The sequence below is a fragment of the Acinetobacter pragensis genome, from assembly GCF_001605895.1.
Lineage (GTDB): Bacteria > Pseudomonadota > Gammaproteobacteria > Pseudomonadales > Moraxellaceae > Acinetobacter > Acinetobacter pragensis.
The window spans coordinates 22,891-44,753 of the sequence record NZ_LUAW01000011.1 but is presented as its reverse complement, the minus strand read 5'-3'; the positions used below and the strand labels follow the sequence as shown (position 1 = coordinate 44,753).

Sequence of the window (21,863 nt, the reverse complement as noted above, 5' to 3'; positions counted from 1 at the left end):
TTTTATCATTACTCATTCTGCACACGGTTCAGCAGCCCATTTGTCACTTGATAAACCTGACCCTCTCCGAAGTCTATTTGCTGCTTATCGCCATGCAATGCAGGAAATCCAGAAATCTTCTCCAGCTGCGGTGAGCGCTGAAACTGCTTGGTTTTAGGATTATACATCCAATAAATAAAGCGCTTATCTTCAACTTTTTTATTATCAGCCGTGTCTGCCAGCACCACATCATAATAGCCGTCAAAGTTAATATCTAAAAAACCGATACTTCCTGCAAATGCCGTAAAGCCTGTCAAACTTTGCATTACCGTATTATTGGTTTTATTTATAATATCGATGCGCTTCAATGCTTTGCCATACGGCTGATCCGCTCCTTCTGCGCCATAGAACTTAAACACCACCACAGGTTTATCTGCCGCCTTAAATGCTGGCTCAAAATTAATGCCTTTGTTCAGAGTTTTATCTGCAGAAGTCAGAACCGCCGACAGCAACCCTGTATTTGCATCCAATTGACCGCTCAGCTCATACTTTTGCTGAACCTCAGCTTCATCCATACTGTCGATACTGACCGATTTCAGATTAAGCTGATCGCCCTTTTGACTCCCTTTAAAGGCAATGCTTCTATTTTCCGTCAAGTCCTTTAAAACACCATGCGGATTCCAAATACCTGCGTATAAATCCAAAAAGTAACGGTTATCTGCCGACCGCAGCATCCGCTGCATAGACACCCGCACATTATGCAATGTTTTATATTCACTGCCAGGAACAGCAGCCGCATTAGCGGCAGCTGCAGGAGAAACTTCGGCAAAACTGGAACTTGAGCAGATAAATGCCGCAATACAGAGGAGATTTTTTATTTTCATTGACCAGCCACACTCAAAAAACAGAATGAATTATGAGTAATGTATCACAACATTTTTACAACAGAAGACTTGTCTATATAGGAGTTTTGAAACAAAAGCATGGCCAACAGTATTTAAAATGTATGGTTAATACATTCAAGCCCCATTATAAAGTTCTAAATCAGCTAAAAAACCAAACAGCATAAAAAAGCCCGCTCAAATTGAGCGGGCTTTCGTATCAAATCAATGCTTCAAGAGATTAGTTTTTCTCTTTATCAACGATTTTGTTTGCTTGAATCCAAGGCATCATTGAACGAAGCTTATTACCTGTAACTTCAATGCCATGAGCAGCATTTTGACGGCGGCGGGCAGTCATAGAAGGGTAGTTCATCGCGCCTTCATTAATGAACATTTTCGCATATTCACCAGATTGAATGCGTTTCAATGCATTGCGCATCGCTTCACGAGACTGCTCATTGATGACTTCAGTACCAGTAACGTATTCGCCATATTCAGCGTTGTTTGATACTGAGTAGTTCATGTCCGCGATACCGCCTTCGAACATCAAGTCAACAATCAGTTTAAGTTCGTGCAAGCATTCGAAGTAAGCCATTTCTGGCGCATAGCCAGCTTCAACCAAAGTTTCGAAGCCCATTTTAACCAATTCAACCGCACCGCCGCAAAGAACCGCTTGCTCACCGAACAAGTCAGTTTCAGTTTCTTCACGGAAAGAAGTTTCGATAATGCCTGTACGGCCGCCGCCTACACCAGAAGCATAAGAAAGCGCAACATTGCGGGCATTGCCTGAAGCGTCCTGATGAATTGCGATTAAGTCAGGAACACCTGAACCGCGCTGGAATTCTGAACGTACAGTGTGACCTGGCGCTTTTGGAGCAACCATGATTACGTCTAAGTCAGCACGCGGTACAACTTGGTTGTAAAGAACAGCGAAACCGTGAGCAAATGCTAAAGTTGCGCCTTCTTTGATGTTCGGCTCAATCACGTCACGGTAAAGCTGAGACTGGAACTCATCTGGAGTCAAAATCATTACCAAGTCAGCTTGAGCAACAGCAGCAGGAACTTCTGAAACTTTAAGACCAGAATTTTCAGCTTTCTTCCAAGAAGCAGAACCAGCGCGTAAACCGACAGTTACGTCAACGCCTGAATCTTTAAGGTTAAGCGCGTGCGCGTGGCCTTGCGAACCGTAGCCGATGATCGCTACTTTTTTACCTTGGATGATTGATAGGTCTGTGTCTTTATCATAAAAAATTTGCATTGCTGTCTCCGCTAAAATGCTTTGTTTCCTTACCTTAAATTAGTGAATTTTCGATTGAACACTAAATTAAGTCCCCCTTTCTGCAAGGAAAGAGGATGTATTTATTAAAAATTAGATTGTTAAAACTTTTTCACCGCGCGCGATGCCAGATACACCTGAACGCACTACTTCAAGGATGGTATTTTCTGCTAATGCATCAATAAAGCCATCAATCTTTTCCGTCGTACCGGCAATCTGAATGGTATAAGTTGTCGGTGTAACATCGACAACCTGCGCACGGAAGATGTCCGCTGTGCGCTTAATTTCCGCACGCGCAGCGCCCAATGCTTTGACTTTGATCAGCATCAGCTCACGCTCAATATGCGCGCCTTCAGACAAATCAACCACTTTTACCACTTCTACCAGCTTGTTCAGCTGCTTGGTAATTTGTTCAATCTTGTGGTCATCGCCATAAGTCGTCAATGTCAGGCGTGACAGTGTCGGATCTTCAGTCGGCGCAACATTCAATGTTTCAATGTTGTAGCCGCGCTGAGAAAACAGCCCCACTAAGCGTGAAAGCGCACCGGCTTCGTTTTCAACGAGTACAGAGATAATATGTCTCATTTTGTACGCTCCCCTTTGCCCAACCACATGTCCTGCATTGACTGACCCGCAATAAGCATCGGATAAACATGCTCTGTACGGTCAACCATTACGTTAATGAATACGCATTTATCATTGATCGCCATCGCTTCAGCCAGCTTAGATTCAAGCTCATCCGCATGGTTAATTTGAATGCCGACATGGCCATATGCTTCCATCAGCTTAGGGAAGTCAGGCAATGAATCTACATAGGAACTTGAGTGACGGCCTTCGTAGTTCATATCCTGCCATTGTTTCACCATGCCTAAAGCTTGGTTATTCAAGCAGAGAATTTTGACATTCAAGCCATATTGCTTGCACGTCGACAGCTCTTGGATACACATCTGAATTGATGCTTCACCGGTAATGCATACCACTTGCTGATCCGGGAAAGCCAGCTTGGCCGCCATAGCATACGGCAAGCCCACCCCCATCGTGCCTAAACCGCCAGAGTTGATCCATTGGCGCGGGCGCTTGTATTTATAATACATTGCGCCAAACATTTGATGCTGGCCAACGTCTGACGTAATAATCGCTTCACCATTGGTGATTTTGTCCAACGCCTCAACCACTTGCTGCGGCTTCATCCCGCCGTCAACTGCCGGCTCGTAACGTCCGCCATGCACTTGGCGCCACTCATCAATCTGTTTCCACCAGTCGGCAATCGCTTCCGGATTCGGCTTAGAAACATTCAGCTGCTTCAGTTGCGCCAGCATTTCCTGAAGCACAGGTTCTACTGCGCCTACAATTGGAATATGCGCCATGATGGTTTTTGAAATTGCCGCAGGGTCAATATCAATATGGATTACTTTGGCATTTGGGCAGAATTTCGCAGGATTATTGGTGACACGGTCATCGAAGCGCGCGCCTACACACAGAATCACATCTGCATTGTGCATGGTCATATTGGCTTCGTAAGTACCGTGCATGCCCAGCATGCCGATGAATTGCGGATCATTGCCCGGGAATGCGCCCAAGCCCATCAAGGTATTGGTCACTGGATAGCCCAGCAAATGCGCAAGCTCTGTCAATTGTTCAGAAGCATTGCCTTGAACCACGCCGCCGCCTGAGTAAATAATCGGGCGTTTTGCATGAATCAGCTCATCAATCGCTTTGCGGATTTGCCCTGAATGCCCGCGGTGAGGGGGCTGATACGAACGCATTTTTACTTTTTCAGGATATTCGTAGGCAAATTTTTCTGCAGGATTGGTCGCATCCTTTGGAATATCCACAACTACAGGACCTGGGCGGCCTGAAGACGCAATATAGAAAGCTTTTTTAATAATTGCAGGAATTTCGCTGGCATGGCGCACTTGGAAGCTGTGCTTCACAATCGGGCGGGAAATTCCCACCATGTCTGTTTCCTGAAACGCATCCTCACCAATCAGATGCGAAGCAACCTGACCTGACAAAATCACCATTGGGATTGAGTCCATGTAAGCCGTTGCAATAGGAGTAACAGTATTGGTTGCGCCTGGGCCGGATGTGACCAGCACTACGCCCGTTTTACCTGTAACGCGTGAATAAGCATCCGCCATATGGCCGGCAGCCTGCTCGTGACGCACAAGGTAATGGTTAATTCGTTCTTGTTGAAATAGCGCATCGTAAATATGCAGTACTGCGCCGCCTGGGTATCCAAAAACATGCTCAACGCCTTCGTCCGCTAATGCGCGAACAAGCATTTCACCACCAGATAAAAGTTCCAACGTGATTCACCCTAATCTTTTATAGCCGCAAAATGGGAGGCACTTGCGACGCTTCATTCATTAACTGTCTGCACTGTTATAGCACACATATTTCATAGTTTTCATGGCAATAGGAAAAATTTGCGATCTGCCTGCTGTTTGAGCAGTATGAGATCTAAAAGCATGCTGGGATAAGCATGTTTTATTCACTTTGTTCAGCTTCTCGGCTAGAGAAGTTGTCCATTGCATGACATGACACTTATTCGAAGGGTGATCGACTAAGGCATTTAAAACTAAAACAGCATTTTTGTTGTTTCGACTATTAAAGTCAAGTTTAAAAATTCGCTTTTTCCTGTTTATTTACAGACCGTCTATTTTTTAGGCTTTGATTATTTTACCCTGAAAGCGTTTCTGCCTGTTCTTATTAAGAAAACATGCTAAACCATTAAATTAATTTATATATCAGATAAGTAATTTTAATTAGTTGCGACCCATCCGCCGAGGCATTCAGCCCGCTGTTTTGCTGCTTTTCGACAATCAGGCAGAAAACAATGAAGATCATTTGAGCGCCTGCAGGCCGCTCAGGTACTGCTGCCCGGCCTGATCATTTTCAGATAAAAATAAATAGCAGCGAGGCTGAAATAAGTGCAGAATTTTATGCTGCACACACGCTAAAACTGTTTTTTGACAAAATAAAGGAAAGAATTCAACATGAAAATTTCTGCTATAAAATTGGGGAGCGCAATCTCCGCTTTGGCGCTGATTTTCTCGGCACAAAGCAGTTTTGCGCAAAATTTTTATAAATGGGTCGATGCGAACGGCTCAACCCACTATACCGCTGCGCCGCCGCCAAAATCAGCCCAGAAAAAAGGTAAAATCGAAACTTACGGCTGGAAAAATTCATCTCCAGCGGCGCCTGTCTCACAAGGTGAAGCTCAGCCTGTTGCGGCGGAAGCTGCGCAGGAAGCCCAAAAAGCTGTTGATGAAAATGAACAGGTGAATCAGGACGCGCAGCGCGCTTTGCTTAAAGGCCAAGAGAGCGGATCTGAGGCAAGATAAAATCCCGCCCTTCTTTATCAATATTATTCCCGCATATTCGCACACGCAAAATTCACTTTTTGGTGCATTTTGCGCTATGCTGTGCAACAAACTTTTTAACCATTGTTCTTATATTACGTTTATGACTACTCACATTGACCCTGAATATCAAGCCAGTGCGATTGAACCTACAGTCCAGCAGGATTGGGAAACTCGCAAAGCCTTTAAAGTTGCCGACCAAGTTGAAGGTCCACGTCGATATATCCTCTCGATGTTCCCTTACCCAAGCGGCAAGCTGCATATGGGTCATGTGCGTAACTATACTATTGGCGACGTGATCAGCCGCTTTCACCGCTTAAAAGGTGAAACTGTTCTGCAGCCGATGGGCTGGGATGCTTTTGGCCTGCCTGCGGAAAATGCAGCCATTGCGCATCAAGTTGCACCGGCAAAATGGACCTTCGAAAATATCGCCTACATGCGCGACCAATTAAAAAAATTAGGCCTGTCTGTCGATTGGGACCGCGAATTTGCAACCTGCACCCCAGAATATTACCGCTGGGAACAATGGCTATTTGTTCAGCTTTATAAAAAAGGCCTGATCTACCGTAAACTTTCAACAGTGAACTGGGACCCTGTCGATCAAACCGTTCTTGCCAACGAACAGGTCGAAAATGGCCGTGGCTGGCGTTCTGGCGCATTGGTCGAAAAACGTGATATTCCAATGTACTACTTCCGCATTACCGACTATGCGCAAGAGCTGCTGGACGATTTAGACACATTGAAAGACGGCTGGCCGCAGCAAGTATTGACCATGCAGCGCAACTGGATTGGCCGTTCACAAGGGATGGACGTTACCTTCCCTTCGGCTGCCCCTGAAGTGTATGCCGATGCTTTAACTGTTTATACCACTCGCCCGGATACATTAATGGGTGTGAGTTATGTGGCAGTTGCGGCAGAACACCCTATTGCGCTAAAAGCGGCTGAAACAAACCCTGAATTGGCAGCATTTATTGAAGAATGCCGCATGGGTTCAGTTGCTGAAGCTGATTTGGCCACTGCTGAGAAAAAAGGCATGGCAACAGGCTTATCAGTCAAACACCCTATAACCGGTGAAGCTGTGCCTGTATGGATTGCCAACTATGTATTGATGTCTTATGGTTCAGGCGCCGTGATGGGCGTCCCTGCACACGATGACCGTGACTTTGAATTTGCCAATAAATTCGGCCTTCAAATCACGCAGGTCATCGACAATGCGAAAGAAGGCGACGGCGAATACGATGCCAAAAACTGGCAGGATTGGTATGGCGCGAAAGAAGGCAAACTGATCAACTCCGGCGAGTTTGATGGTTTAACAATTTCTGAAGCTTATGATGCCATGCTTGCAAAATTACAGCCTCAAGAATTAGCGAATCCGAAAGTTCAATTCCGTTTACGTGACTGGGGTGTTTCGCGCCAGCGCTATTGGGGTTGTCCAATTCCAATGATCAACTGTGAAAAGTGCGGTCAAGTTCCTGTGCCGGAAGATCAGCTTCCAGTTGTATTGCCGACCGACGTTGTTCCAGACGGTTCAGGCAATCCGCTGAATAAAATGCCTGAGTTCTATCAAACCGCTTGTCCAACTTGCGGCGGCGATGCACGCCGAGAAACAGATACTCTGGATACCTTTGTTGAATCATCTTGGTACTATGCGCGTTATGCATCCCCAGAATTTACCGGCGGACTGGTTGATCCTGCTGCAGGGCAAACTTGGCTGCCGGTTAACCAATATATCGGCGGTGTTGAACACGCGATCCTGCATTTGCTTTATGCTCGTTTCTTCCACAAATTGATGCGTGATGAAGGTGTAGTGCAAGGCAATGAGCCATTCACCAACCTGCTCACTCAAGGCATGGTGCTGGCGGATACCTTCTACCGCGAAGCAGAATCAGGCAAGAAAACTTGGTTTAACCCTGCCGATATCGCGCTTGAAAAAGACGAAAAAGGCCGCGTGCTTTCTGCCAAATATACAGCGGACGGTCAAGAAGTTGTTGTTGGCGGTCAAGAGAAAATGTCGAAATCGAAAAACAACGGCATTGACCCGCAGTCTATTATTGACCAATACGGCGCAGATACTGCCCGTGTGTTCATGATGTTCGCAGCGCCGCCTGACCAATCACTTGAATGGTCGGATGCCGGTGTTGAAGGTTCAAATCGCTTCTTAAAACGCGTTTGGCGTTTAACAGCGGGTTTCCTTGAAAAAGGCAACAGCGCATCAAACATCGATAAAGCTGCGCTTTCAACCGCTGCGCAAGACTTGCGCCGCAAAACCCACGAAACGATTCAAAAAGTGGGTGACGACATTGAACGCCGTCATGCATTCAACACCGCCATTGCTGCATTAATGGAATTGCTGAATGCAAACAACAAGTTTGAAGCGAAAGATGACAATGACGTTGCTGTTGCACGTGAATCAATCACTACGCTTCTGACTTTGCTTGCGCCATTTGCACCGCACTTGAGCCAAACATTATTGGCTGAGTTTGGTATTGATTTAACGGCTGTTTTATTCCCAACTGTGGATCAATCGGCATTAACACGCAATACACAGACCATTGTCGTTCAAGTTAATGGCAAACTGCGCGGCAAATTGGAAGTGTCTGTCGATGCCTCTAAAGATGACATTTTGGCGCAAGCGAAAGCATTGCCGGAAGTGCAGCAGTTCTTAACTGGCCCGACCAAAAAAGAAATTGTGGTGCCGAATAAGTTAGTGAATTTGGTGGTTTAATTTAATCCCCCTAAGTCCCTCTTTATGAAAGGGGGACTTCCGATCTGAATTAAAAAACGAGATTCTCCTCCCTGAGCAAGAGATAAAGCACGGCTTTAGAGCAAGCGCAAGAAAGGGAGGTCGGGAGGAATTAAACAATTCCCAAACAAAGCCCGTTGCCAGTCAGCGGGCTTTGACTTTACAATCTCATGCATTAAACAAAACAATATTCATCTCAAACCCCCGCTTCGGCTTGAGAAAAATCTATCAGAGGATACCGCATGCATTTGGTTCAACGCGCTGCTGCAATTGTATTAACCTTGGGTCTAGGTGCAGGCTTGACAGGCTGCGGCTTCCACTTAAAAGGCACCAACCCGAATGTTGCGCCAGTCACTTATGCCAACATGAAATTGTCTTTACCCAAAGATACCGAAGAACTTGAAGAAAAATTGAATATTTATTTAGCGGCGGCTGGCGTTAAAGTCAATAATGACGCGCAAGCCTATACTTTGCGTGTATTGGACTATACCCCGCGTCGTATGGAACTTAACGGCAAGCTGGTTGAAACCCTGCTGCGTTTAAATGTCACGTTCCGTATTGAAGATGCGCAAGGCAATCCGGTGACAGAACCGCGCACGGTGATGGCGACCCGTACGTATCAATATGATGTCGCCACAGTCAACACTGACGATCAAGAACAGACATATCTGAAAAAAGTGATTATTGATGATGTGGCGCAGCAGATTGCCCGACAGATTTCATCTAACCGCTTGCCGCTGGCGATTCACCGCACTGCAGCGCCTGCTGCCGCCCCAGCAGCAGAATAAGCTGAACTGCAGTTATGAAACTCGATTACCTGCAAGCCCTAAAACGTGTAGATGAAGCCCGCGGCGCATGGGTGCTGCATGGTCAAGAACCGCTCTTAGAGCAAAACCTGATCGACGCATTCCGCGCCAGCTGGCAAAAGCAGAACATCGAACGTCAGCGCTATGACATCAGCAGTGTCAGTGACTGGAAAACTGTCTTCAATGCGCTCAACAGCCTGTCGCTTTTTTCCAGCCAGCTGGCAATTGAAGTGCATGGCAGCATTAAGCCGGATACCAATGGCTTAAAAGAGCTGAAAAGCTATTTGCAGCACAATGAAGAAAATCTGCTGCTGGTGGTCATGCCCAAGCAAGATGCCAGCAGCCTGAAAACTGCTTTTTTTCAGGTCATTGATGCCAATGGCGTGAATGTTGCGTTGACCGCCAATTATCCCAAAGACCGTCAGCAAATTTTAGCTGTCGAAGCACAAAAACTGGGCATTAAGCTGGCAAATGACGCGTGGAAATGGCTGGAGCAGCATCACGAGCACAACCTGCTGGCAGCTAAAAACAGCCTGATGCGTGTCAGCGATACATTTTCAGATGTCGACATCATTCAGATTGATCATCTGTATTCCTGCCTGCAGGACCAGTCACGCTATACCACCTATGACATGAATGATGCTTTGCTGCAGGGCGACTTAGCGCAGTCCATTAAAATCTTTCAATATTTAATTGCCTCAGGCGAACCCATGTCGCTGATTTTATGGAGCCTCAGCAAAGATATGCGTCTGCTGATGGCGCTGTTTGAACAGCCGCAAAATGCATTGCAGCTGGGCATTTGGAAAAATAAAATCAGCCTGTATCAGCAGGCGCTGCGCCGCTTAGATGCCAACGTTTTCTTAACTTGGCCTGCCCTGCTGCTGCGCATTGATGCCTCCATCAAAGGCTTGGGGGATGAAAATCCGGAACATCTTGTGCAGCAAGCCATTGCCAGCCTTTGCGGTAAAACCCTATTTCAGGCCTGAACCCAAGGCCTGCTTTAAATAAAAATAGTAATCATTTATTTTTGTATAAAAACTTCACGATTTATCCGTATTTAGAATTTATAATTAAAAACATTATGCCTTGATACCCATACGATTATGCCAAAAATAAAACCGACAAAGATTATGCTTGCTGTAGTCTGCACACTGGCTGTTGCACTGACGGCTTGGTATTTTTTCAAACCGAAACAGGAACAGCCGCAACTCATCACAGCGGAAGTTTCCCGCGGTGATTTAGAAAACTCTGTACTGGCGACAGGTGTGCTGGAGGCGACCAAGATGGTCAGTGTCGGCGCACAGGTATCGGGTCAGGTTAAAAAAATGAATGTAAAACTGGGGGATCAAGTCAAACAAGGGCAATTGATTGCGCAGATTGATTCTGTCCGTCAAGAAAATGACTTGAAAACGGCGGAAGCCAGCATTAAAAACCAGCAGGCGCAGCTTGAGGTTAAAATCGCCAACTTAGCGAAAGTTGAAGCCGAATATAACCGTCAAAAGGCCATGTATGCGCAAGATGCAACCTCACGCGCTGAATTGGAATCTGCGCTGGCCAGCTTTAAAACGGCACAGGCTGAAATTGATGCCATCAATGCGCAAATCGAGCAGTCCCGCCTGACCTTAGCGACAGCCAAAGAAGATTTAGGCTATACCCAAATTATTGCGCCGATGGATGGCACAATTGTTGCCATTGTGACTGAAGAAGGTCAAACCGTTAACGCCAACCAAAGCGCGCCAACCATTGTTAAATTGGCAAAATTAGATGACATGACCATCAAAGCTGAAATTTCAGAAGCCGATGTTATGAAAGTGGAAAAAGGCCAGCGGGTTTACTTTACGACCCTAGGCGACAGCGAGACTAAGCATTACGCGACCTTGCGCCAAGTTGAGCCGGCGCCGTCTTCAATCAACACCGATTCGACCACCAGCTCAACGTCATCTTCCAGCACGGCGGTGTACTACAACGCTTTGTTTGATGTTCCGAATGAAGACGGCAAACTGCGTATTGATATGACTGCACAGGTCTATATCATTTTAGATGATGCGAAAAATGCGCTGACCATTCCAGCTGCGGCGATTCAAGCATCCAACCGTCCAGAGCGTAAAAATAAAAGTAGCGCCAGCACTGACGGCGCAGCCAGTCAAGCGGCCAGCAATGATCCGGCAAAAGCCAACCGCCCGAAACGCTTAGAACTGTCTGATGCTGAAAAGTCTTTAATCCAGCAAGGCAAAGCCTCTATTGGAATGGTTCGTGTTGTGCAGGCCGATGGTTCAGCTAAACCGCAGCCGGTGCTGATTGGCTTGAACAACCGTGTTACCGCACAGGTGCTGAAAGGCCTGAAGCAAGGTGAAAAAGTGGTGATTGCTGATGGTTCAGACACCAGCAATGATTCTGCAAAACGCAGCAATAACCGTAACGCCGGCCCAATGAGAATGTAATCATGAGTCAACATCAGCAGCCTCTGCTTGAGGTCAAAGATCTGACTCGTGAATTTCCCGCAGGTGAAAGCACGGTTCAAATCTTAAAAGGCATAAATTTAGAAATTTATCCTGGTGAATTAGTGGCGATTGTCGGCCAGTCCGGCTCGGGAAAATCGACCTTAATGAATATTTTAGGCTGTCTGGATCAACCGTCCAACGGCAGCTATAAAGTTAAAGGCCGTGAAACCCGCCAGCTTGAACCCGATGAATTGGCGCAGTTACGCCGTGAATATTTTGGCTTTATTTTCCAGCGCTATCATCTTCTTGGTGATTTAAACGCGGCCGGCAACGTAGAAGTGCCTGCAATTTATGCAGGTGTAGATACGACTGAACGCCAGCAGCGCGCCAAAGACTTGCTGACCGACTTAGGGCTGGGTGACAAAACCCAAAACCGCCCTAGCCAGCTGTCAGGCGGTCAGCAGCAGCGGGTCTCTATTGCGCGTGCGCTGATGAATGGCGGCGATGTGATTTTGGCCGATGAACCGACAGGCGCATTGGACAAAAACAGCGGTATTGAAGTGATGCGCATTCTGCGCGAGCTGAACGCCAAAGGCCATACCATTATTTTGGTCACGCACGATCACAATGTGGCTAAAAATGCGACCCGCATTATTGAGATCAGTGACGGCAACATTATTTCAGACCTGCCGAATGTGCCTGAAACGGATGAAGCGCCTCTAGAACAGCAGCAGCTTCAGCCTGCCATAAAAAAAAGAACGCCGGCATGGCGCTCTGCAGTTGACCGCTTGAATGAAGCCTTCCGCATGGCGCTTTTGGCTATGAATGCGCACCGCATGCGTACTTTCCTGACCATGCTGGGCATTATTATCGGCATTGCGTCAGTGGTCTCGGTTGTGGCGCTGGGCAATGGCTCGCAGAAGCAGATTTTAGAAAATATCAGCAGCCTCGGCACCAATACCATTACGGTTTATCAGGGCCGGGGCTTCGGTGACAACTCACGCTCTGCGCAAGTCAAAACCTTGATTCCGGCCGATGCCACCGCCCTGTCCGAACAGCCGTATGTAGACGGCGTCAGCCCAACTGTCAGCAGCAGTGTCACTGCGCGTTTTAAAGATACCGAAGCCTCTGCAACGGTCAATGGCGTCAGCGCAGATTATTTCTATGTGAAAGGCTTGACCTTTGCTTCGGGTCAGCCCTTTGATCAGGAAAGCGTTACTGAGCAATCTCAAGACGTTGTGATTGATGACAATACCAAAAAGACCTTTTTCAGCGACGGAACCAATCCTGTCGGGCAAGTGATTTTGCTGGGCAGCGTCCCAAGCCGCATTATCGGCGTAGTAGAAGCGCAAACCGGCATGATGGGCGGCAATGACAGCCTGAATGTCTATCTGCCTTACTCAACCGTCATGAGCCGCATGCTGGGGCAGTCAAATGTACGCAGCATTATTGTGCGGGTGAAAGATGAATATCCAAGCGCAGCCGCTGAAAATGCCATATTGAATCTGCTGGTGCAGCGCCACGGCGCGCAAGACGTGTTTACACAGAACTCTGACAGCATCCGTGAAACCATTCAGCAAACTACGCAAACCATGACGCTGCTGGTGTCGGCTATTGCAGTCATCTCACTGGTGGTCGGCGGGATTGGAGTGATGAATATCATGCTGGTGTCTGTCACAGAGCGTACGCAGGAAATTGGGGTACGGATGGCGGTTGGCGCACGCCAAAGCGACATTCTGCAGCAATTCCTGATTGAAGCGGTTCTGGTCTGCATTTTGGGCGGCATATTAGGCGTCCTGCTGTCCTTAGGCATTGGACAAATTATCAGTCATTTTGCTGGCGATACCTTCCAGATGGCGTACTCAACCACATCGATTGTCGCAGCCTTTGTCTGCTCAAGCATGATCGGCATCGTATTCGGATTTATTCCTGCACGCAACGCCGCGCAGCTGAATCCTGTCGATGCTCTGTCTAGAGAATAAGGAAATAAATATGCAATTGAATTTAACGAAGCTTGCAAGCGCCTTGGTTCTCAGCAGCACATTAGCCGGCTGTGCAGCCATGGTTAAAACGCCTTATGAACAGCCTGCGGTGAATATGCCGGGCAGCTTCCAAAACAGCAAAGAATCCGCTCAGAAGATCCATGCAGACGCCTATGCGGATCAGTGGTGGACGCTGTTTAATGATGCCCAGCTCAACCAGCTGGTCAATCAGGTGCTTGCCGCCAATACTGACCTAGCTGTTGCAGGGATCAATCTGCAGCAAGCCCGCATACAGGCAAAACAAAGTCAAAGCCAGCAAGGGATTCGAATTGGCACAGCGGGCGCATCTGTCGGTCATCGTTTCAGTTTAGATGGCGATGGCAATTCATCCGACGGAATTTCTTTAAATTATCCTGGCCTCAGCTATGAACTCGATTTGTTTGGAAAATTGGCCAATCAAACTGAAGCATCCCGCTGGGAAGCCTTGGCCTCTGAGCAGGATTTGCAAGCCACGGCGCAAAGTTTAATTGCCACCACAGCAAATCTGTATTGGCAACTGGGCTATTTAAATGAACAGCTTGCCGTTGCACAGCAAAACTTGGCCAGCACTCAAAAAACCTATGAGCTGGTCCGCGTGCAATATAAAGCGGGTGCAGTTTCCGGTTTGGACTTGACCTCTGCCGAGCAAGCGGTGCAAAGCCAAAAAGCGACATTAAGCCAAATTCAACAGCAAAAAGTAGAAACACGGACAGCTTTGGCGGTATTGCTGCAGCAGCCTGTACAGCAGCTGAATATTGCTGAACCGCAGCATTTACCGCGCACTGCTATGCCCAATATTGCGGCCGGCCTGCCTGCGGATCTGCTGTCGCGCCGTCCTGACTTAAAGGCGTCTGAGCTGCGTTTACGCAAAGCCTTAGCCACCAAGGATGCCAACAAAGCCAGCTACTACCCTTCGGTCAGCTTAACGGGCAGTTTCAGCACAGGCGGCTCAAGCACGTCGCTCACTGAAGTGCTGTCCAATCCTGCCGCAATTTTAGGTGCAGGCTTGTCTTTGCCATTTTTACAGTGGAATGACATGAAGCGTGATTTAAAGGTCAATGAACTGGAGTATGAGAAATCAATCATTCAGTACCGCCAGACGCTGTATCAGGCTTTTGCCGATGTTGAAAATGCCTTGTCTGCACGCAATGAAATAGACAAGCAAGCGGCCTTTCAAGAACGCAATGTACAGCTGGCGGAAAAGACTGAACGCTTGACCGAGGTGCGTTACCGCAATGGCGCTGTGGCATTGAAAAATTTAATTGATGCCCAGAAGACTACGCGGGATGCCCGCCTGTCCTTGGTTCAGACCAAACAAAGCCAGTACAATGCCTATGTGACCTTAATGCAGGCTCTAGGCGGCAGCCCAATTAAGCAGCTGCCTTAAGCGCCTAATTAAAATAAAAAGCCCTTTCGGGCTTTTTATTTTTTCAGCATAAGGCCTGATCATCCCATTACCCATATAAACCATAAAGGCATATTCACTGTTTATGCACTGCTAAAAAATCAGCAAAATAAAACCGGAACTTGAATTCCGGCTCGATGCTGCTTTTAAGACTAAAACGCAGTCCGCTGTTCTAAATAATCATCGATGTCCGCTAAACGCTCAATACTTTTTGCGTGCCCCATCAGACTGCCTTTCTCCAGCCAGCTGCGCGCAATATTAAGATTGCGCTCAACGCCTAAACCATAGGTATACATATGCGCGAGCTGCACATAGGCCTCCGGGTTCAGCTTATCCGCCGCCTGCTGATAAAAAGCAAAGGCGCGCTGCATATCCTGCGGGACAAATTTTCCGTGTTCATGCAATTCGCCCAATTGATATAGCGCAGCCATATCGCCTTGACCAGCTGAGGCCTGTAAATACTGAAGCGCCTGCTGCGGATTTTGCCCCAACAGCGCTTGAGCCAGCGTGGATTGAGCTTCGGCATGCCCTGAATCGGCCGCCTGCCGCAAATAAGCTTGAGCGCGATCATGGTCTTTCACATCTGTAAAAATACAGCCGGCATAAATTCGGTATAAATAAAATTGCGCCGCGGCATGCCCTTGTTCAGCGGCTGCAGTCAAATAAAATAATGCTTGGTCATGTGCAGGCAAAGGATAGGCGGGCTGACTATAAAATAAACCCAAGACATACAGAATATCGGGCTCGGCCTGAACCTTGATCTGCCAAGTCTGCTGGGCTGCCGCCTGAATCAGCTGCTGCGCCTTTGCTGCATCTTTCTGTACGCCGCGGCCTGTGAAATAGCAGAGTCCCATGCCGAATACATTATTGGCATGCGGCTCCAGCTGCTCAGCATATTCATACAGTTCAAACGCTTTTACAGGGTCATCCGCCACCAAGTAATGCTCAAAATACAGCGCTGCAATCTGGCGCAAGGCAAAGGCATTGCCTTCATTCGCCGCTTCTGACCAGAACCGGAAACCTAAGGTTTCCTGATGATCGACATACCAGCCATGAAAATGCGCAGTTCCTAAAATAGCTTTGGCTTGCGCGTTTTTATGCACTTTGGCCTGATCCAGAAGTTCATGATAAATCCGCTGGCGCTGATCCGTATCAATGGTTCCCCTCAGAACGGCCAGCTGATAATCCGCCAATCCGTGCGTATCTCCCAGCAGCAGGCAGCGCTTGGTAAATTGCAGCGCTTTGTGCGGATCTTTCGCCAAAATTCCGCCCTGCTGGTAATACTGCGCAATGTCCTGATTGGCTTTCAAATGGTCCTGATGAGCCGCTTGGAACAAATAATGCATTCCTAAGCTTAAATCCTGATGCTCTGCATCAGTCAGATAATATTGCGCCAATTGATATTGCGACCCAGCATGGCCTGCCTCGGCATTTTGCTTTAAAAGTTTAAATTTCTGCAGGACCGCCGTTTGCGGATCTTCAGGCGCAAGTTCTGCAATACGGTATTGTGCATCTAAATTACCGCGGGCAATTGCATGGCGGTACCAATACAAGGCTTTTTCAGCATCATGCTGCTGCTCATAAACCTGCCCCAGCTGAAATGCGGCTTCATCGCCGCCTAAATGAAAGGCCTTTTCCAGCAGGCCGATACCGCTTTGCATATCAGGTGTTCTGCCCTGCCCATGCATATGCATCAACCCCATTTGCATATAAGCCTGCGGCAATTCAAACTGCTTCGCAAGCTGGCTGTACAGCTGATAAGCGCGCTCATAATCGGGCTGAACCGGGTCTGCGCATAAACGCGCAGCATATTTCATCTGCGCATCGGCCTGTTCCAGCCACAAATCGCTATGTACGGCTTTCGCCTGATCACGCGTTACTGGATCCGGACGTTTCCACATCCAAAACGCCAGTGCGCCAATCCCCAAGATGAATATTAAGAAAAACCACATAGCCGCCCCATACGGTTAATTTTTATTTTAAATACTGCTAGCCATTCTAATTCCAGCAGAAAAAAAAAGCACCGTAATTGGCGCTTTAGTTTGTTATAGAATGCGCGCTGCTTCAAAGTTTTGCATATTTTGCATCTAATTTTTTCAGCACTTCAGACACCGCCACCATAGCGAAGCTGGACGTCACCACGACAGCTGAGCCGTACCCGCCGCAGCGCAAGCCTGCGCTTGAGCAAACCTCTGCGCTGGAGAACGGATTATCAATAGAATAAACACAGGTAATGCCGAATTTTTCTTTCGGTTTTTTACAGATGCCTTTGCTGCGCAATTGCGTACGAAGTTTTGCCAGCATTGGGTCTTGTTCAGTTCTGGACAAATCCGCCACTCTGATTTTGAGCGGATCCAGCTTCCCCCCGGCGCCGCCCGACACAATCAGCGGAATTTTATTGAAACGGCAATGCAGCATCAGCGCGAGTTTGGCTTTGACATCATCAATGCAGTCTAAAATCAAGTCTGGCGCGCCAGCCAGCAGCTCTTTGATATTTTCCGGCGTTAGATAATCATCAATCAAATTAATTTTGATGCGCGGGTTGATGGAACGGCAGCGCTCTGCCATCACTTCAATTTTTTCCATGCCCAGTGTCGAAGTCATGGCTGGCAATTGCCGGTTAATATTGGATGCGGCCACCACATCCATATCCACCAAGGTTAACTCCCCCACACCGGTACGCGCCAGCGCTTCAACCGCCCAAGAACCGACACCGCCAATGCCGATGACCATGACATGGCTGTTTTCATAATGCTGAAAACTGTCTTCTCCATAAATTTTGGCAGCGCCAGCAAAGCGGCGTTCATATTCATCATTTTGGAGCAAATCAGTCATGTTTCAGCTAAATCTTAAATCTGGACAATCTGCTATTTTAGCAAATTCGGCACTCAAATGTAGCTGCGCATTTCAAAAGCCTATGCATAAAAAAAGAGGCGCTCGGCCTCTTTCTTCACGTTTAAAATCAATCTTTATTCATAATAAAGAAGTATTCACGGTAATACTTCAGTTCCGCAATGGAATCACGGATATCATCCATCGCTAAATGTGACGCATTTTTCTTCAAGCCGCTCATAATTTCAGGGCGCCAGCGCTTTGCCAATTCTTTAACGCTCGACACATCTAAATTCCGATAATGGAAGAACTGTTCCAATTCAGGCATCAAACGGTGCATAAAGCGGCGGTCTTGGCAAATTGAGTTGCCGCACATTGGCGACACTTTTGGATTGACCCATTTTTTTAAGAATTCGATGGTCTGCTGTTCTGCATCCTGTGCCGTCAATTTGCTGCGGCGTACACGTTCAATTAAGCCAGACTGACCATGCTGACGGGTATTCCACTCATCCATCGCATTGAGAATCAAAGGTGACTGATGGATCGCCAGCACTGGGCCTTCCGCCAAAATATTGAGGTTGTCATCGGTTACAATCGTCGCAATTTCAATAATCTGATCGTTATCGGTGTCCAGACCTGTCATTTCAAGGTCAATCCAAATCAGGCGGGTGTCCGGTGTGCTGCTCATAAATGTGCAATCTTATTAGGCTGTAAAACTGCTATAGTAGCAAATTTCTTGACCCTGCGCTGTAAATAGCCCCCGCTTCATGCTATTTTTGCCTTCTAGATTTCATGGTTTTTTTAGGATATGAATGGCTTTAATTCGTAAGCGCCGCCTCACCGAGCAGCAGCAGCGCCGCATTCAAAAACAGCAGAAGTCGCGTCAGGAAGAAATCGATACCTCGAATGATCTTGAAGGCTTGGTTGTTCAGCATTATGGCCGGCAGCTGGAAGTTCAAGCCTTATCAACGCCTGACGTGCATCCTGAAAAACCGGCTGTTTCTGCAGGAGAACCGGAACCCTTCTGGAAGCCGATTGAACTGGGCAGCGTTTGGCGCTGCCATACCCGCACCAATTTAGAAGCGCTGGTGACCGGTGACCGCGTGAAATGGCAAGCCGATCCGAATACGGGCCTTGGCATTATCACAGCGATTCATCCGCGCCAATCTTTACTGACCCGTCCTGACCGTTACCACAAAGTCAAACCTGTGGCGGCCAATGTCAGCCTGATTGTGATTGTTTTTGCGTCTTTTCCTGAAGTTGCGCCCAGCCTGATTGACCGCTATTTAGTCGCCTGCGCTGATGCCGATATTCCAGCGCTGCTGGTATTGAACAAAATGGATCTGGTCAAAGAAAATGATCCGATTCTGGACATTGTGCAGGAATATAAGAACCTCGGCTATGAAGTCATGCAAACACAGTCCTCTGGAGATGTCTCTGCATTGTCTCAGCGCCTGTCCGGCGAAACCGTAGCTTTTGTCGGTCAATCCGGGGTTGGTAAAAGCTCACTGATCAATACCATTGTTCCCGAGGCCGCTCAAAAAACCAATATTATTTCAGAGAACTCAGCCTTAGGTCAGCACACCACTACCTCCACCCGCTTAATCGCTTTTGGTGAAAATTCTGCGCTGATCGACTCTCCTGGCATCCGTGAATTTGGCTTGTGGCACTTAACCACAGAGAGCGTCCAGAACGGCTTTACCGAAATTGCCAATTTAGTGGGCTACTGCCAATTCCGCAATTGTACCCATAAGCATGAAAAGCAGTGCGCGCTGCGTGAAGCCGCCTCAAAAGGTGAAATTTTGCCGCGCCGCCTAGAAAGCTATTTGCGTTTAATTGATGAAATTGCGGAAGCGCAGCAAAAAAATTAGTTTTAATTCCGTACTAACCCTTGAAGCGGTGATTTTGATCACCATATTTATCAGCTATACTCTGGGCAGTTTTTGAATTGTGATTAGGTGACTTGTGGAACGTTGGTTCGAATTTATGGGGAATCACCCCTTCCTATTTGGCACACTCGCTGTATTAGTGGTGCTGTTCTTCCTTTTAGAAGGCCAGCGCAATGGCCGCAAAATTTCACCGCAGTCTTTGGGGATTCTGGTTAAAGCCAAAAATGCCATGCTGATTGATTTGCGTGATGCGAAAGATTTCCGCGAAGGCCACATCAGCGGCAGCCGCAACATCCCTTACAGCCAAATTACAAAGCATTTGGAAGAATTAAAAACTTCTGACCGCCCCTTAGTATTTGTCTGCAACTTAGGTCAAGTTGCAGGTTCAGCTTTGCAGCAAGTTGGCCATGCCGATGCCTACCGCTTAGATGGCGGCATCAGCAACTGGAAAGCGCAAGGCCTGCCATTGGTGAAAGCTAAATAATTGTTTGAGGAAATTTTAAATGGCTGAAGTAACGATTTATTCTACTACTGTTTGTCCATACTGCATTCGTGCAAAGCAGCTCCTTGAGCGCAAAGGCGTGGCATACAAAGAAATTAATTTATCTAACGAATCGCCTGAAGTACGCGTGGAATTGATGCAGCGCACCAACCACCGCACTGTGCCGCAAATTTTTATTGGTGAACAATTTATTGGCGGTTTTGATCAGCTTTACGCATTAGAACGTGAAGGCAAACTCGACGGATTACTGGCTTAACCGCCAGATAACATCACATCTTCATATTAAGGATTACAGAATGAGTGAAGAACAACAAGTTCAACCGCAACTGGCGTTAGAGCGCATTTATACTAAAGATATTTCTTTTGAAGTGCCTGGGGCTCAAGTATTTACCAAAGAATGGCAGCCGGAACTGAACATTAACCTGTCATCTTCTGCTGAAAAAATTGACCCGACTCACTTTGAAGTGGCTTTAAAAGTTGTGGTTCAAGCGAATAATGCAGGCGATACTGCATTTATCGTTGATGTCACTCAGTCAGGTATTTTCTTGATTGATGCTGTAGAAGAAGAACGCCTTCCGTACATTCTTGGCGCTTACTGCCCGAACATCCTGTTCCCATTCCTGCGTGAAGCTGTGAATGACATGGTCACTAAAGGCAGCTTCCCGCAATTGCTTTTGACACCAATCAACTTTGATGCAGAATTTGAAGCGAATTTAGAACGCGCTCAAGTTGCTGCAGCTGAAGGCCAAGCTTAACCGCTTAGCTTCCAGCCATAAAAAAGACCGCGATTGCGGTCTTTTTTATTGCCTTTTATCTCCCCCCTTATTAAAGGGGAAATGAGGGGGATTTGATTCAGCTGAAGAACAATCCCTCCCAGCCTCTCTTTAAAAAGGGAAGAGCTAATTCTTACTCGGCATCCAGCATCAAGTCTGCGCTCATGCCGACAGTATTGAAACCTGCATCCACATACATGATTTCACCTGTAATGCCGTTTGCCCAAGGTGAGCACAGGAACAGCGCCGCATTGCCGACGTCTTCAATGGTCACGTTGCGTTTCAGCGGCGCAACTTTTTCATTCAAGTCCAGCATTTTACGGAAAGATTTAATGCCTGACGCCGCCAATGTACGGATTGGACCGGCAGAGATCGCATTTACACGGATGCCTTCTGCGCCCAAGCTCGATGCTAAATAGCGTACGCCAGCCTCTAAAGAAGCTTTGGCCATACCCATAACGTTGTAATTTGGCATGACGCGTTCTGAACCTTGATAAGTCAAAGTCAGCAAGCAGCCTTGACGCGCCGCTAATAAAGGCTTCGCTGCGCGCGCCATAGCGATAAAGCTGTAGGCGCTGATGTCATGTGCAATTTTAAAGCCTTCACGGTCAGTAATTTCAGTGAAGTCTCCATCTAGCGTATGCGCTGGTGCAAAACCGATTGAATGCACAACGCCGTCAAGACCATCCCAATGTTTAGCCAATTCTGCAAACGCAGTATCAATTTCTGCATCGACCGCCACATCACAAGGAAAAACTAAAGTTGAACCGAATTGTCCAGCAAAATCATCGACACGTTTTTTTAGTTTTTCATTCGGATAAGTAAATGCCAATTCAGCGCCTTCGCGGTGCAATGCTTGAGCAATACCGAATGCAATGGATAACTTGCTTGCAATACCGGCAATTAAAAAGCGTTTACCCGCCAATAGTCCTTGTGCCATGTGAATCTCA

At 47.3% G+C, this 21,863-nt stretch carries 19 protein-coding genes; 11 read left to right on the top strand and 8 right to left on the bottom strand.

Annotated features, from left to right (window positions below; genetic code table 11):
* Positions 1-8 precede the first annotated feature (8 nt).
* From AZH43_RS02555 to AZH43_RS02540, 4 genes are all read right to left on the bottom strand, one after another.
* Positions 9-863 (bottom strand): XAC2610-related protein, encoded by an 855-nt coding sequence (locus AZH43_RS02555; RefSeq protein ID WP_067666317.1) that lies wholly within the window; start codon positions 861-863, stop codon positions 9-11.
* 238 nt (positions 864-1,101) lie between these two features.
* The gene (gene ilvC, locus AZH43_RS02550; protein WP_067666315.1) at positions 1,102-2,118 is read right to left on the bottom strand and encodes a ketol-acid reductoisomerase; all 1,017 of its coding nucleotides are present in this window, start codon (positions 2,116-2,118) and stop codon (positions 1,102-1,104) included.
* Between the two features lie 111 nt (positions 2,119-2,229).
* A complete protein-coding gene (ilvN, locus tag AZH43_RS02545) occupies positions 2,230-2,721 on the bottom strand; it encodes an acetolactate synthase small subunit (protein ID WP_005016393.1) in 492 nt (163 codons plus the stop codon).
* Positions 2,718-4,445: an acetolactate synthase 3 large subunit gene (locus AZH43_RS02540; protein WP_067666314.1), complete on the bottom strand. Its 1,728-nt coding sequence runs from the start codon at positions 4,443-4,445 to the stop codon at positions 2,718-2,720. Before AZH43_RS02540 ends, ilvN begins: the two co-directional genes overlap by 4 nt.
* Positions 4,446-5,135: 690 nt before the next feature.
* Between AZH43_RS02540 and AZH43_RS02535 the strand changes: the two genes are divergently transcribed.
* The 7 genes from AZH43_RS02535 to AZH43_RS02505 all read left to right on the top strand — a co-directional run bounded on the left by AZH43_RS02535 (position 5,136) and on the right by AZH43_RS02505 (position 14,899).
* Positions 5,136-5,483: a DUF4124 domain-containing protein gene (locus AZH43_RS02535; protein ID WP_067666313.1), complete on the top strand. Its 348-nt coding sequence runs from the start codon at positions 5,136-5,138 to the stop codon at positions 5,481-5,483.
* 121 nt (positions 5,484-5,604) lie between these two features.
* The gene (gene leuS, locus AZH43_RS02530; protein ID WP_067666312.1) at positions 5,605-8,226 is read left to right on the top strand and encodes a leucine--tRNA ligase; all 2,622 of its coding nucleotides are present in this window, start codon (positions 5,605-5,607) and stop codon (positions 8,224-8,226) included.
* A gap of 260 nt (positions 8,227-8,486) precedes the next feature.
* Complete coding sequence (locus AZH43_RS02525) at positions 8,487-9,032, top strand: LPS-assembly lipoprotein LptE (RefSeq protein ID WP_067666311.1); 546 nt, start codon at positions 8,487-8,489, stop codon at positions 9,030-9,032.
* Between the two features lie 14 nt (positions 9,033-9,046).
* Positions 9,047-10,036 carry a DNA polymerase III subunit delta gene (holA, locus tag AZH43_RS02520; RefSeq protein ID WP_067666310.1) on the top strand — a complete coding sequence of 330 codons (990 nt, stop codon included), beginning with the start codon at positions 9,047-9,049 and terminating at the stop codon, positions 10,034-10,036.
* 117 nt (positions 10,037-10,153) lie between these two features.
* The gene (locus AZH43_RS02515) at positions 10,154-11,491 is read left to right on the top strand and encodes a MacA family efflux pump subunit (protein ID WP_067666308.1); all 1,338 of its coding nucleotides are present in this window, start codon (positions 10,154-10,156) and stop codon (positions 11,489-11,491) included.
* Positions 11,492-11,493: 2 nt separating this feature from the next.
* Complete coding sequence (locus tag AZH43_RS02510) at positions 11,494-13,473, top strand: MacB family efflux pump subunit (protein WP_067666305.1); 1,980 nt, start codon at positions 11,494-11,496, stop codon at positions 13,471-13,473.
* 10 nt (positions 13,474-13,483) lie between these two features.
* Positions 13,484-14,899 carry an efflux transporter outer membrane subunit gene (locus AZH43_RS02505; protein ID WP_067666302.1) on the top strand — a complete coding sequence of 472 codons (1,416 nt, stop codon included), beginning with the start codon at positions 13,484-13,486 and terminating at the stop codon, positions 14,897-14,899.
* A gap of 170 nt (positions 14,900-15,069) precedes the next feature.
* On the opposite strand, the gene AZH43_RS02500 is transcribed toward AZH43_RS02505, so the two are convergent.
* The 3 genes from AZH43_RS02500 to orn all read right to left on the bottom strand — a co-directional run bounded on the left by AZH43_RS02500 (position 15,070) and on the right by orn (position 18,437).
* Positions 15,070-16,869, bottom strand: coding sequence for a tetratricopeptide repeat protein (locus tag AZH43_RS02500; protein WP_067666300.1), 1,800 nt, complete (start codon positions 16,867-16,869; stop codon positions 15,070-15,072).
* A gap of 112 nt (positions 16,870-16,981) precedes the next feature.
* Positions 16,982-17,752: a tRNA threonylcarbamoyladenosine dehydratase gene (locus AZH43_RS02495; protein WP_067666298.1), complete on the bottom strand. Its 771-nt coding sequence runs from the start codon at positions 17,750-17,752 to the stop codon at positions 16,982-16,984.
* Positions 17,753-17,879: 127 nt separating this feature from the next.
* A complete protein-coding gene (orn, locus tag AZH43_RS02490; protein WP_067666296.1) occupies positions 17,880-18,437 on the bottom strand; it encodes an oligoribonuclease in 558 nt (185 codons plus the stop codon).
* A 124-nt stretch (positions 18,438-18,561) separates the two neighbouring features.
* Here orn and rsgA point away from each other — a divergent pair, with 124 nt between their 5' ends.
* The 4 genes from rsgA to secB all read left to right on the top strand — a co-directional run bounded on the left by rsgA (position 18,562) and on the right by secB (position 20,895).
* Positions 18,562-19,620 carry a ribosome small subunit-dependent GTPase A gene (rsgA, locus tag AZH43_RS02485; RefSeq protein ID WP_067666294.1) on the top strand — a complete coding sequence of 353 codons (1,059 nt, stop codon included), beginning with the start codon at positions 18,562-18,564 and terminating at the stop codon, positions 19,618-19,620.
* A 94-nt stretch (positions 19,621-19,714) separates the two neighbouring features.
* Positions 19,715-20,122, top strand: coding sequence for a rhodanese-like domain-containing protein (locus AZH43_RS02480; protein ID WP_067666291.1), 408 nt, complete (start codon positions 19,715-19,717; stop codon positions 20,120-20,122).
* A 19-nt stretch (positions 20,123-20,141) separates the two neighbouring features.
* The gene (gene grxC, locus AZH43_RS02475; protein WP_067666290.1) at positions 20,142-20,396 is read left to right on the top strand and encodes a glutaredoxin 3; all 255 of its coding nucleotides are present in this window, start codon (positions 20,142-20,144) and stop codon (positions 20,394-20,396) included.
* Positions 20,397-20,436: 40 nt separating this feature from the next.
* Positions 20,437-20,895 (top strand): protein-export chaperone SecB, encoded by a 459-nt coding sequence (gene secB / locus AZH43_RS02470; RefSeq protein ID WP_067666288.1) that lies wholly within the window; start codon positions 20,437-20,439, stop codon positions 20,893-20,895.
* A gap of 151 nt (positions 20,896-21,046) precedes the next feature.
* Here the strand turns inward: secB and AZH43_RS02465 are convergent, their stop codons facing one another.
* Positions 21,047-21,853: an enoyl-ACP reductase FabI gene (locus tag AZH43_RS02465; RefSeq protein ID WP_067666286.1), complete on the bottom strand. Its 807-nt coding sequence runs from the start codon at positions 21,851-21,853 to the stop codon at positions 21,047-21,049.
* Positions 21,854-21,863: the final 10 nt, after the last annotated feature.